This is a genomic window from Nostoc sp. (genome assembly GCF_036917515.1).
Taxonomy (GTDB): domain Bacteria; phylum Cyanobacteriota; class Cyanobacteriia; order Cyanobacteriales; family Nostocaceae; genus Nostoc.
Window position 1 is genome coordinate 23,078 of the sequence record NZ_JBALDE010000091.1, and the last position, 12,956, is coordinate 36,033.

Annotated in this window: 9 protein-coding genes; 8 read left to right on the top strand and 1 reads right to left on the bottom strand. The window is 40.7% G+C overall.

The genetic code is table 11. From position 1 onward, the window contains the following. The first annotated feature begins 330 nt into the window (after window positions 1-330). Complete coding sequence (gene gorA / locus V7K89_RS10825; RefSeq protein WP_335186964.1) at window positions 331-1,677, top strand: glutathione-disulfide reductase; 1,347 nt, start codon at window positions 331-333, stop codon at window positions 1,675-1,677. 308 nt (window positions 1,678-1,985) lie between these two features. On the opposite strand, the gene V7K89_RS10830 is transcribed toward gorA, so the two are convergent. After that, a complete protein-coding gene (locus V7K89_RS10830; protein ID WP_335186966.1) occupies window positions 1,986-4,358 on the bottom strand; it encodes a CHASE2 domain-containing serine/threonine-protein kinase in 2,373 nt (790 codons plus the stop codon). 486 nt (window positions 4,359-4,844) lie between these two features. Here V7K89_RS10830 and V7K89_RS10835 point away from each other — a divergent pair, with 486 nt between their 5' ends. From V7K89_RS10835 to V7K89_RS10865, 7 genes are all read left to right on the top strand, one after another. Then, the gene (locus V7K89_RS10835; RefSeq protein ID WP_335186968.1) at window positions 4,845-4,973 is read left to right on the top strand and encodes a hypothetical protein; all 129 of its coding nucleotides are present in this window, start codon (window positions 4,845-4,847) and stop codon (window positions 4,971-4,973) included. Between the two features lie 124 nt (window positions 4,974-5,097). Further along, complete coding sequence (locus V7K89_RS10840) at window positions 5,098-5,619, top strand: LabA-like NYN domain-containing protein (RefSeq protein ID WP_041565194.1); 522 nt, start codon at window positions 5,098-5,100, stop codon at window positions 5,617-5,619. Between the two features lie 102 nt (window positions 5,620-5,721). Then, the gene (locus V7K89_RS10845) at window positions 5,722-7,326 is read left to right on the top strand and encodes a 2-isopropylmalate synthase (protein WP_335186969.1); all 1,605 of its coding nucleotides are present in this window, start codon (window positions 5,722-5,724) and stop codon (window positions 7,324-7,326) included. A gap of 269 nt (window positions 7,327-7,595) precedes the next feature. Next, window positions 7,596-7,907: a GNAT family N-acetyltransferase gene (locus V7K89_RS10850; RefSeq protein ID WP_335186971.1), complete on the top strand. Its 312-nt coding sequence runs from the start codon at window positions 7,596-7,598 to the stop codon at window positions 7,905-7,907. Between the two features lie 669 nt (window positions 7,908-8,576). Beyond that, a complete protein-coding gene (locus V7K89_RS10855; RefSeq protein WP_335186973.1) occupies window positions 8,577-8,972 on the top strand; it encodes a hypothetical protein in 396 nt (131 codons plus the stop codon). A 358-nt stretch (window positions 8,973-9,330) separates the two neighbouring features. Then, window positions 9,331-9,780: a hypothetical protein gene (locus V7K89_RS10860; RefSeq protein ID WP_335186975.1), complete on the top strand. Its 450-nt coding sequence runs from the start codon at window positions 9,331-9,333 to the stop codon at window positions 9,778-9,780. Between the two features lie 455 nt (window positions 9,781-10,235). After that, on the top strand, window positions 10,236-12,956 hold a 2,721-nt coding region (locus tag V7K89_RS10865), incomplete at its 3' end, for an NB-ARC domain-containing protein (protein WP_335186977.1).

Consider the following 12,956-nt stretch of genomic DNA (forward strand, 5'->3'; position numbering starts at 1 on the left):
CTTGTGGGGTGGGTATCTTACCCGCCCTTACCTAGTGTCATAAAAGACAAAACTGCTAGTGATAGCCAGAAAGAAGTGCGCTCGCAAACATCTACCCCTTGTAGAATAGACAAAATGCTTCTTTGGCAACATAATGTAATATAAATTAGCAATAATCGAGCGATCGCTGTTCCTTTTCAATTTAATACTATTAATGCGGCAATATCCTACATATCAGCCTGGTTTCATCCCAAATTGTCCACCCAAAGACAGTAGATGAAGTTTTGTCTGAATAACTATAAGGGATGAAATAGCTCTGCTTTCCAAACAGTAAACAAGGAACAGATTTTTATGACATTTGATTACGACCTGTTTGTCATTGGTGCTGGGCCTGGAGGATTGGCAGCAGCTAAAAAAGCAGCTAGTTATGGTGTACGTGTCGCTGTTGCCGAAGAAGAAGCCATTGGTGGAACCTGTGTAAATCGCGGCTGCGTTCCAAAAAAGCTGATTGTCTACGCTGCTGACTTCGCCCTGCAAAATCAAATAGCACACAGTTATGGGTGGAGTGACTGTCAAACATACTTTGACTGGACATTATTTATTAAATCAGTACATCAGCATATTGACAGCGTTAACCAATCCTATTTTCAGCAATTGCAAAAAGCTGGAATTGAGTTAATATCTCAACGTGCCACTTTCATCGATGCCCATACTATCAATGTTGATGGACGCAAAGTTACAGCTGACAAAATTTTAATTGCTGTGGGAGGGCAACCCCTTAAGCCCAAAATCCCAGGTATAGAATACGCTATCACATCCCGCGAGATGTTTCAGCTACCCTATCTGCCAAAACGTTTAGCAATTATTGGCGGCGGCTACATTGGCGTAGAATTTTCCAGCATGATGCACGCTTTTGGTTGTAAGGTGACGGTAATTGAAAAAGATGAGATGATTTTATCGGGGTTTGATGATGACGTTCGCTCTGCTGTACAACAGGGGTTAATTAAACGCGGAATTAAGTTTTTCACCAACAGCACTGTTCAAGAAATCAAATACTCAGATGAGAGTTTGTTGCTAACTATTACTGGTAAGAAGCGAGAAATAATTATAGCAGATACTATCTTAGTTGCCACAGGTTACGCTCCAAATACCAAGAATCTTAGTTTGGAAAATGCCCATGTTGAACTAGGCGAAGATGGTGCCATCAAAGTAGATGAATACAGCCGCACCAGCCAAAACAATATTTTTGCTGTGGGTGACTGCACCAGCCGCGTGCAATTGACTCCAGTGGCTAAGGCAGAAGGTATTGCCTTTGCCGATACAGTTTTTGGGAACAAGCCGCAAAAACTAAATTATGATTATGTGCCTACTGCTGTTTTTTGTCGTCCAGAAGCGGCTAGTGTGGGGATGACGGAGGCGAAAGCACGGGAAAAATTTGGTGAATCTGTAGAATGCTACCGCACCCAATTCCAACCACTGTTGTATCAGATGATCGAACAGGATAAGCCAACCACTATAAAGTTGGTGCTTAATACTGATTCTGGACAAGTTTTGGGCGCTCACATGGTGGGTGAACACGCAGCAGATATCATTCAAAGCCTCGGTGTGGCAATTCGCAAAGGCATTACTAAGGAAGATTTTGATCAAACCATAGCCATTCATCCCACAACAGGAGAAGAATTTCTGTCGTTGAATTAAAATCATGTGCAGGGCTGAGTGAAAAAGCCACAAACAGAGAAGGGGGAAATCCTTCTTCTCACCTTTAATTTTTGTGCTAAATTATACTTTAGTGAATCCAAGAATTAAGTAGTTTAGTGTGAATATTTATCGTTGGGATGAGGCAGGAGGCAGGATAGAAGAGGGTTTAAGTCTATTTAATTTTTCTTAACATAGTTTTGTTTTTCCACAACGTTCTACTTCAATAATCTAAATTATTGTATTTAATACAACTATCAGATTTTGCTTCTCCTACTCAAGAACAGCTTCCACAGCGATTGAATACTTTTTTATTTGGAAGTTTCTTGTCCTTCTGAGTAAGATTGTGTGGGAATGCTTAAATCGTCTAAAGTATTCATTAATAAGTCTTCTTGTGGGATATGGTATCTGTGTTGGGAATTTACTAAATCGTCAAAAGTTTCAAGAGCTTCAAGATCCTTAAGAGCCTCTGATGCCGACTGATATCGCTCTTTGAAGTCATTCAGCACCATTTTACTGAGAATCTGAGCTAGGGAGTGACTCACCTGAGTGCGTAGTTTACCGCCGTAGGCATCGCTCCATTTGATCTCCCCATTAGCATCTCTATCTAGCTCACGGGGTGCTATACCAGTTAAGGCTTTAATCCCAACCATGCCAACTGCATAGATATCACTACTGTAATGTGGACGCCCAAAACATTGTTCGCTTGGTGCGTAACCCTGAGTACCAATACCAATGGTGAAAGGGGTTGACTCTGGAGGATCAAGTTGTTTGATGCCGACTTCCTTGACGGCTCCAAAGTCAATCAACACCAGTTTTCCGTCTGAGTATCGCCGGATAATATTACTGGGTTTAATATCCCGATGAATCACGTGGTTTTCATGGACAAATGTTAATGTTTGCAATAAGTCTCTGATAATTTTGAGCACGGCAATTTCTTCAATTGCTCTACCTGCTAAAAGTTCTTGATTTAAAGGATGACCAATTATCTGTTCTTGCACTAAATAAAATTCTTCGTCTTCTTCAAAATAGGCCAAAAGTTGAGGAATTTGAGGGTGCCTTCCCAATTTTTCTAGTGTTTGTGCTTCTGAGTTAAATAAACGTCTGGCAAGTTGCAATCCTTCTGGTTTGGTGTTGGCTGGTTTTAGTTGTTTGACAACACATCGCGGATTTCCAGGACGTTGGGTATCTTCGGCAATGTAGGTTTCACTAAATCCACCACAACCGAGAACTTTGACAATTTTGTATCGTCTAGCCAAAACTTTCCCTGATAAGGCTAAATCTAGTTGCTGGATTAGGTGTTGGAAGTCATCTTGTTGGCTGATAATCTCTTGGACGACGGGGGAAGTTTTATACTTTTGAAAAATGTCTACTAATTGGCGTTTTCTGATGCTTTCCCTGATGACTGAAGTTGCCAAATAGCAAATTCCGGTGATGGCGATCGCGATCATTGGTACACTAGTGGGAAAAATTAACTGACCATAAACAAATAACCCATAGCTAATTCCTCCCCAAGCGCCAGACAGGGCGAGACTATAGAAAAATCTATGGATACTACGCTTGCGTCTGCTAATCATCAAGGCTGAACTGCCCACTAGCATTAGCACAAACAAACCCTGCAATGGTGGACTATTAATTGCTGGGGCGATCGCTTTCCCTGACATCAAAGTTGCGATCGCATTAGCGTGAATTTCCACGCCCGACATCGGTTCAGTGCTATTACTACCAGCGACTGGATAATAATCATTATGTAACTGATCTGTTGCACCAATCAGCACAATCTTGTCTTTGAACACCTTTCCCTGTTGCAAATAGCTGTTCCAGTTTTCCGGGTCGAGTACGTGCCAAAAAGGTTTTTGCTCAAATGTACCCGCAGGCCCCCAAAAATAAATGCGATCGCCTTTTGGTTGAGGATAATTTACTTGTGCTGCCCTCAGCGCTGCTTCATCAAAAGAGAGTTGCTTTTTGGTAAATAAATTATCTTCACCTAATAATTTGGGATACTCACTCGCTAATCGATGAATTTTTCCATCTACTTCTAAAGGAAAATTAACTGAGCCAATGGATACTGATCCCGTACGAAACATTTGTTGTGGGTCTGTCAGTTGTGTAAAAGAGCCTTGGTGCGTCTGGGAATTTTCGTAGACGGCTGCTAAAGCAACTTTTTTGCCATATTTTTGCAATACTGCCTGAAATTGGCGATCGTCCCTAGCTCCATAACTACTTGCTGTGTCAAAAACTACATCTAATGCTACAGAGCGGGCACCTGCTTTGATTAATTTTGTGATTACCTGGGAGTATGCAGCGCGTTTATAAGGATAAGATTTCAGTGTTTCTAAGTAGGCATACTGTTTCGGATCTGTTTTATAGTACTGTTCGGGAACGGATATTGACTGATCGTCTATTGCTAAAATTACAATGTCTTCTGGAGGCGCGATCGACCCACGCAGTTGAAAAAAGCCAGAAAGCACCTGATTTTCCATCAATTGAACCAATTCCCCACCAGAAGCACTCAATAGTGCGCCCCCAATTGCCCAAGTACCTGCCAGTAGATGACCTAAGCGAACCATCCACCGGGAGTGGCGAACAGATGCTGTCGAAGTCACTTTTGTTGGTTTACTTGACAGTCCTTTGGCAGTAGAGACATAGTTTTTAGTTAAGGTAGATGTAGGTTCTTCTGCCATATCGTGTTACTGATTGATTTAAGTCCAATACTTTTATTTATTCAGACCACGTTTTAGTGTAAGCACATTGAAATAAGACTTAAATGATAATCTTATACATTTGTAAAGTATCTTCTATTTATCAACAAACTTTTATTGGCAGAGCCAGCCCCCAAGAAATTCTTACTCAATCACTACTTAATTTATTCTTTTTCTGTTGAATGAGTTACAAGTAGTGATTGTCTCATAGATCGGAGCCAGATATACTCTATCGGTGCATTTGGTTGTGGCCAGATTTTACCCTCACTTAACCAATAAGTACGTTACTAACTGGGTGCTATACCAGAAGCAGTTCCAAGGCTGTCTTCTGTCTCTGGTGCAATGTTGGTAATCTCCAGAAAGCATGTCCTAAGACTGACAGCTTTACTGAAAGATGGGCATTAATTTATATCTTACCTTAAGCCTATGTTATACCTCTTTAGGAGTAAACTTTAGTGTTATGCAGCGATGAATGCTATTACTGGGTCAATTTTATGGGTAGATTTTGATCGCCAGGAGGCTCTTGCAGTGCTGGAGGTGAATCAGGTTAACACCCAGGATCTTAACTTCAATATTGCAGGCGTTTTTATGTCTTGAAAGAGGTAGGATAAAAGCTATAGAGAAAGAACTACGTTATAGATATTAGCAAACAAGGCATTTGAAAATTGCTATAATCTATTGTTCCATCTAAATTCATATATATTATTAGGTGTAAATTTGTATGGGTTCTCCAATGAATCGTCTGTCTATTTTTGTAGATGGAAACAATATGTTCTATGCTCAACAAAAAAATGGCTGGTTTTTTGACCCGCGGCGAGTCTTAGAATACTTCAAACATGAGCAATCAGAAACAACATTAATTAATGCCTTCTGGTACACTGGCTTAAAAGATCCACAAGACCAGCGAGGTTTCAGAGATGCTCTAATTAGTTTAGGATATACAGTACGAACTAAAATTCTCAAAGAATATTATGATGACACGTCAGGTCGTTACTCGCAAAAAGCGAATTTAGATATTGAAATTGTTGTTGATATGTTTAATACAGTAGACCAGTATGACCGAGTAGTATTATTCAGTGGTGATGGAGATTTTGAAAGAGCAATCGAACTATTACGCTCAAAAAATACACATATTACGGTAGTATCAACAGAAGGAATGATTGCTAGAGAACTACGCAATGCTACTGATAGATATATAGATTTAAATGATATCAGAGATCAAATAGAGAAAACTGAAGGTTAGTAGCTTTAACAATTATTTACAAAAATAAGAGTAAAAGAAAAACTAGGGTTGAAGATATATTAAGCCATAAGTAAACACTAAATACTAAACAACAAACGGCAAATGACAAACAAAACAAATCGAATCATTATTTTTGATACAACATTGCGAGATGGAGAGCAGTGTCCAGGTGCGACTTTGAATATAGACGAAAAGTTAGTTATTGCCAAGCAATTAGCGCGTCTAGGTGTAGATGTAATTGAAGCAGGCTTTGCCTTTGCTAGTCCTGGAGATTTTGAAGCAGTCAAGAAGATTGCTCAAATTGTCGGAACAGAAAATGGTCCGGTAGTTTGTAGTTTGGCAAGAGCGATTAAAGCAGATATTGAAGCGGCTGCTGAAGCATTAAAACCAGCAGTTAATGCCAGAATTCACACATTCATTTCGACTTCTGATATTCATTTAGAGTATCAATTGCGAAAGTCACGGGCAGAAGTGTTAGCGATCGCCGAAGAAATGGTAGCTTATGCCAAGTCCTTCATGACAGATGTGGAATTTTCGCCGATGGATGCGGCTCGTTCCGATCCAGAATTTCTGTACCAAGTCTTAGAGCGAACAATCGCAGCTGGTGCAACAACAGTTAATATTCCTGATACTGTGGGTTACACAACTCCTAGCGAATTTGGAGCCATAATTAAGGGGATTATCGAAAATGTCCCCAACATCGACCAAGCGATTATTTCTGTACATGGTCATAATGATTTAGGCTTGGCAGTTGCTAACTTTTTAGAAGCCGTAAAAAATGGCGCACGGCAACTAGAATGTACGATTAATGGCATTGGTGAACGCGCCGGCAATGCATCACTAGAAGAATTGGTAATGGCGTTGCACGTGCGGCGGCAATATTTTAATCCTTATCTCGGTAGACCAGAAAATTCTCAAGAATCCCTGACAAATATCGACACCCGACAAATTTATAAAACCTCACGCTTAGTTTCCAATTTGACGGGAATGTTGGTACAACCAAATAAAGCGATCGTTGGAGCGAATGCCTTTGCCCATGAGTCTGGAATTCACCAAGATGGTGTATTAAAGAATAAGTTAACTTACGAAATTATGGATGCCCAATTGATTGGCTTAACAGACAATCAAATAGTTTTGGGCAAGCATTCCGGTAGAAATGCTTTTCGTAGTCGGTTGAAAGAATTGGGCTTTGAACTATCAGATACTGAATTAAATAAAGCCTTCGTCAGATTCAAAGAAGTGGCAGATAAAAAGAAAGAAATTTCTGATTGGGATTTGGAGGCGATCGTTAATGATGAAATCCAACAAGCACCCGATTTGTTCCGGGTAGAGTTGGTGCAAGTTTCCTGTGGTAGCAACGCCCGTCCTACTGCTACAGTTACCCTGCGTACCCCAGAAGGTGAAGAATTAACCGATGCTGCGATCGGTACTGGACCAGTGGATGCAGTTTACAAAGCTATTAACCGTGTGGTGAATGTACCCAATCAGTTAATTGAGTTTTCTGTGCAGTCAGTAACAGCCGGTATTGATGCCATTGGCGAAGTGACAATTCGTTTACGTTATGAATCTAAAGTTTTTTCTGGTCATGCAGCGAACACAGATATCATCGTGGCATCTGCGCAAGCTTATGTAAATGCATTGAATAGGTTGTATGCATCTTTGCAAACTCAAGAAAAACCAGAGGAAGTAACTGCACAGAAAGTCTGAAATCGGATCTGTCAAACTGTCTGTTTTTAGCTGATGCTAACAAACTCCTCTCCAACTTTGGGGAGGAGTTATTTGTGAGTTCCAAAAATTCGTTGGGAATTATGCTGACAGAAAAACATATAATTATCAGAGAAGCCACCACCAAAGAAGATTTACTGATTGCAGAACACTTTTACCAAATGTAGCTAGATATTGGTGTTGATGAGAGTAATATACTTCTGGAATGGCAGAATATTACCCTCAAATTTATAGAGGAAGCGCGTCGAGATTTGTTTTATAAAGCTTTTGTTACAGAGATTGATAATACAGTTGTGGGTTCTGTAAGTTGTCAACTGTTTGCAGGTTTATACCCGGATGTTTTCAAAGATGAATATCGCAAATTTGGATATATTTGGGGCGTTTATGTTGAACAATCTTACCGCAGACAAGGCATTGCTAAATCTTTAACTAATAGAGCAATTGAATATTTAAAAGCACTCGGCTGCACGCGAGTAGTTCTTAACGCCTCGCCATTGGGTAAACCAGTTTACTCCAGCCTCGGTTTTTTTGAAGGTAATGCAATGCAAATAGATTTGATTTAATAAAACAGAATTCAGAAATGAATTCTGTGTAACTAGCGGATGAATAAACCTAAATCTAATAGGATAATTTTCTAACTCAAGAAATATTCGTGTTTGCTTATACTCGGATTTATACAACGCTCATGATGAAAAAGTACAGTGGCGAGAAGGAATACGCCCCGATTATTCATACACTAATGAATTTCTTCATCAAGAGAGTAAATTTCAGCATCCAGAAGGTTCTTTAGAAGCGATCGCCCACCCATCGAGTGTTATCGTAAACGATATTAGGAGTTAATTACCAAGGCAGATGACTATTACTGTCAACCTTACTCAAGCAACTGCCAAAACATTATGACATTAGTCACCAACATTACAACATTAGTGAGTAATATTACGACATTAGTCATCAAACATTACAATATTAGTCACCAACATTACAATATTAGTCACTAATATTACAATATTAGTCATTAACATGAAAGTGATCGTGAATAAACTGAAGCTTGTATAAAGTTCAAATATATTATCTCTATAAAAATCAGCATCTAGTTCTTGACTTCAGCAAAACCACTGGAATTGCCTACAAATATTATTAGAAAAAATATAATGATTTGCGAGTTTTTCTGATACATAATACAGCTTAATTAAGGCAAGCTAGTTCTAGAAATATCTTCAAGGAGTACATTTATGCCTCGTACAAAGCGGACATCGCGGATTCTAGAAAAAGCTGAATTGAGAACGTCTGGATTCAAAGCAATTGATTCAAACATGGATTTTGGTAATAGTTGCGATTTGGAAAATCTGACTCAATCAATTGAGGAGTTTCGCACTATGCTTGATACTTATAACAACACTTTAGCTGTGGTTGACTCTACTAAAACTAAAATCGATCAAATGGAAAAAAAGTTGAGTAAACTTTCAGATAAGATGATGAAGGGAGTTGGTTTCAAGTATGGCACAGACAGCAGCGAATATGAAATAGCAGGTGGCGTTCGTGACAGCATACGTGTACGCAAAAGCAGGTTGACTCGCTTAAAAGGTAGTGCAGGGCAAGCATCAGATGAAAATAAGAAATCTGCCTAGTTTCCGCATGGGTAAGTCCAGAAAAAAATTTTTAACCACAGATGAATATACAGGGTATTTCAGGTAAATGAAGTACATGGGTAGGGGTATAACATGTTATGCCCCTACGATTATTTTTACCTCACTGCTTTGCAATCTGCTGTAGCTCCTTGTAGGGTAGCACAGCCATCACTGGTGTCAACTTAAGCTAAAAGCCTTTTTTATTTTCTGATCTCGTTCCTAGTCAAAGACTGGGAACGCATATTGGTGGAAAATGCGTCTACTTAAAGCGATCGCCATAAAAAATTATTACATTAAGTGATTACCCTGAGTTTCACCGTTTATTATTCAGGTGTTAAGATAGAATTAGAGTAAGCAAATGGATATAGTAACTTTAACTACTTTCTTGACCCCTTTTTTGCCGTACTTATTGAAAGTAGGAGAGAAAGCAGCCGAAGAAACTGGTAAGAAACTGGGTGAAGGGTTTGGCGCTAACGCCTGGGAAAAAGCCAAGGCTTTGTGGACTAAGCTGCAACCAAAGGTAGAGGCCAAGCCAATGGCAAAAGGTGCAGCAGAAGAATTGGCTAATTCTCCTAATGATGTAGATGCGAAAGAAACACTCCAGAAGCAACTCAAGAAATTTCTGGATGAAGATAAAAATTTATATGCTGAGATTGCCCGTTTAATGCAAGAAGATTCCGAAGCAATTTCTCAGGTTGTTAATACTTTTAATCAAACAATATCTGGCGATGACAACGTAGTGCAGAACATTGCAGGTGATGGTAATAAGGCGATTGGTAGAGTGGGAGGTGATGCAACTATCAATTAGTCAGAAAACTAGAATAATAGGAAGTTAAAACTGTGCAGAAAAGAAACCTGAGAAGGTTATGGAAGCAGATAATACTTTTTTTGTCTAAGTTAGCTGGCTTTTTGAGAGGGAATCGTCGGAGATTAAAACGTAGGTGACATTTATTACTTAGAGATGAAGTTGCTCAAACCCGTTTAGATAGGCATATTCAGTCTCAGGTTGAACAACCAGTTTTAGGGAACGCAGAAAATGATGAAGCTTCTATAACGAGTTTAAAACCTCCTATTCAGTCTCAGGTTGAACAAACGATTTCAGGTAATGAAAATGTTTTTCAAGACAGCAAGGGGGACAAGAACATTAATGTAGGTCGGGTAGAAGGTAGCCTGACTATTAATTATCCTCGCTCAATTGACAGACCTTTTCAAGCACGGAGTTTACCTGTTCATTTTGTCCATCGCCCACAAGTTACTAAAGAAATCAAAGCTCATCTACTGGAAAATACATCTAATGTTGGTGCTTTGATCATCAGTGCAATTCACGGTTTAGGTGGCATTGGTAAGACAACTTTAGCTGCTGCCCTTGCCCATGATGAAGATATCAAAAAACGTTTCTCTGGTGGTGTGCTTTGGGCAACCTTGGGACAGGAACCAGATATTCTGGCGCTGCTGAGTAGCTGGGTGCAAGCATTGGGAGACTATAAATTTCGTGCTATTAATATAGAGGCAACTTCAGCCCATTTGCGAAGTTTACTACACGATCGGGCAGTTTTACTAGTAGTTGATGATGCTTGGGAACCAGATAAAGTTGAACCCTTTCGTCGGGTAGCAAGTTCCCAATCCCGATTATTAATCACTTCTCGGCGTGCTGATGTGGCTAATAGTGTTGATGCTTATTTGCAACAATTGAATTTGATGACCCCAGCAGAATCTTTGGAATTACTTTCTAAGTCTTTAGGACGAGAAATAGAAGGAGAAGAGAAACAACAGGCTTTGAGAGTAGCCGAGGCTGTGGGATATCTACCCGTCGCACTGAATTTGGTGGCAGCAAGAGTAGAACGGAAAATTACATGGGTGAAGCTGGAAGCGGATTTGAAACAAGAGGTTGCAAACTTAAAAGTCTTATACGGCCCGCGTCAAGAAAACTTTTTAGAAGCAACTTTTAATTTGAGCATTAATGCTTTGCGGGATTATAACGAACAAGCTTGGGAAAATTTTATTTGGTTGGGAGTTTTACCAGAGGATGTCACAATAGCCGCACCAATGGCAGTTACATTATGGGATATGGAATCCCAGGATGAAGCTGATGAGCGTTTAGAGCTACTTTGGAATGATGCCTTACTTCAGTCTGATTCACCTGTATTTGTTGGTGGTGTTGAGTGGAAAGGCTACAGGATACATGATTTATTGCATGATGTAGCTCGTGCTAGATTAATTAAATCTTCGCCTACAGGAATGGGTTTGAATTTACCCGACGCTCATAGCCAATTGCTAGAACGGTATCAGCAAAAGACTGAAAAAAACCTTTGGCATACCCTACCTAATGATGGTTACATTCATCAAAATTTAGTTTGGCATTTAGAAAAAGCTCAACGAGTAGAAGAAATTCACTCCTTATTACGGGAGGAGTCGCAGACAGGAAGCAATGGCTGGTTTGAAGCGCGAGAAAAATTAGGACAAGCTGGGGGTTACATTACAGATATTTCTCGTGCTTGGGAATTAGCAGAGGCGAATTGGACTGAATCAATTTTGCCCCAAGTTGTAGGTTTGCAGTGTCGCTATGCTTTGATTAGTGCATCTCTGAATAGTTTGGCAGGTAATTTACCAGTAAAACTGCTGGTTGCGTTGGTTAAAAATAATTTCTGGACTCCTGAACAAGGACTGACTTACGCTCTGCAAAACCCTAATTCAGAACAGAAAGTGAGTTCGCTGACAGAACTAGTCAACTATTTGCCATCCAATCTTCAAGACTTAGCGCTGCAAAAAGCGCTAACTGCTGCCAAGGCAATTTGGAATAAGTATGAGCGTGCCAATGCTTTGAGTGCCTTAGCACAGAAACTGCCAGAGTTGTTACTAGAAGCCCTCGTTGTTGCCAGGGATATTCAGTCTGAGTATGAGCGTGCTAATGCTTTGAGTGCCTTAGCACAGAAATTGCCACCAGAGTTGTTGCCAGAAGCCCTCACTGCTGCCAGGGATATTCAGAATGAGGAGTACCGCGCCAATGCTTTGAGTGCCTTAGCACAGAAACTGCCAGAGTTGTTACCAGAAACCCTCGCTGCTACCAGGGATATTCAGAAGCAGAGTGATCGCGCCAATGCTTTGAGTGCCTTAGCACAGAAATTGCCACCAGAGTTGTTACCAGAAGCCCTCGCTGCTACCAGGGATATTCAGTCAGAGTATTATCGTGCTAATGCTTTGAGTGCCTTAGCACAGAAACTGCCACCAGAGTTGTTGCCAGAAGCCCTCGCTGCTACCGGAGAAATTCAGTCAGAGTATTATCGTGCTAATGTTTTGAGTGCCTTAGCACAGAAACTGCTACCAGAGTTGTTGCCCAAAGCCCTCGCTGCTGCCAGGAAGATTCAGGATGAGGAGTATCGCGCCAATGCTTTGAGTGCGTTAGCTAACAAATTGCCAGAGTTGTTGCCAGAAGCCCTTGCTGCTGCCAGAAAGATTCAGTCTGAGTATTATCGTGCCAATGCTTTGAGTGCGTTAGCTAACAAATTGCCAGAGTTGTTGCCAGAAGCCCTTGCTGCTGCCAGGGATATTCAGGATGAGAAGTATCGCGCCAATGCTTTGAGTGCGTTAGCTGACAAACTGCCACCAGAGTTATTGCCAGAAGCCCTTGCTGCTGCCAGGAAGATTCAGTTTGAGTATTATCGTGCCAATGCTTTGAGTGCGTTAGCAGACAAACTGCCACCAGAGTTATTGCCAAAAGCCCTCGCTGCTGCCAGGAAGCTTCAAGATGAGTATTATCGTGCCAATGCTTTAAGTGCTTTAGCTGACAAACTGTCAGAGTTGTTACCAGAAACCCTCGCTGCTGCCAAAGAAATTCAGAATGAGGAGTACCGCGCCGATGCTTTAAGTGCCTTAGCACAGAAACTGCCACCAGAGTTGTTACCAGAAACCCTCGCTGCTGCCAAAGAAATTCAGAATGAGGAGTACCGCGCCGATGCTTTAAGTGCCTTAGCACAGAAACTGCCA

Excerpts from the sequence above, each read along its gene's own strand:
- gorA (WP_335186964.1), top strand. The coding sequence starts at position 331 with ATGACATTTGATTACGACCTGTTTGTCATTGGTGCTGGGCCTGGAGGA.
- V7K89_RS10830 (WP_335186966.1), bottom strand. The coding sequence starts at position 4,358 with ATGGCAGAAGAACCTACATCTACCTTAACTAAAAACTATGTCTCTACT.
- V7K89_RS10835 (WP_335186968.1), top strand. The coding sequence starts at position 4,845 with ATGAATGCTATTACTGGGTCAATTTTATGGGTAGATTTTGATCGCCAG.
- V7K89_RS10840 (WP_041565194.1), top strand. The coding sequence starts at position 5,098 with ATGGGTTCTCCAATGAATCGTCTGTCTATTTTTGTAGATGGAAACAAT.
- V7K89_RS10845 (WP_335186969.1), top strand. The coding sequence starts at position 5,722 with ATGACAAACAAAACAAATCGAATCATTATTTTTGATACAACATTGCGA.
- V7K89_RS10855 (WP_335186973.1), top strand. The coding sequence starts at position 8,577 with ATGCCTCGTACAAAGCGGACATCGCGGATTCTAGAAAAAGCTGAATTG.
- V7K89_RS10860 (WP_335186975.1), top strand. The coding sequence starts at position 9,331 with ATGGATATAGTAACTTTAACTACTTTCTTGACCCCTTTTTTGCCGTAC.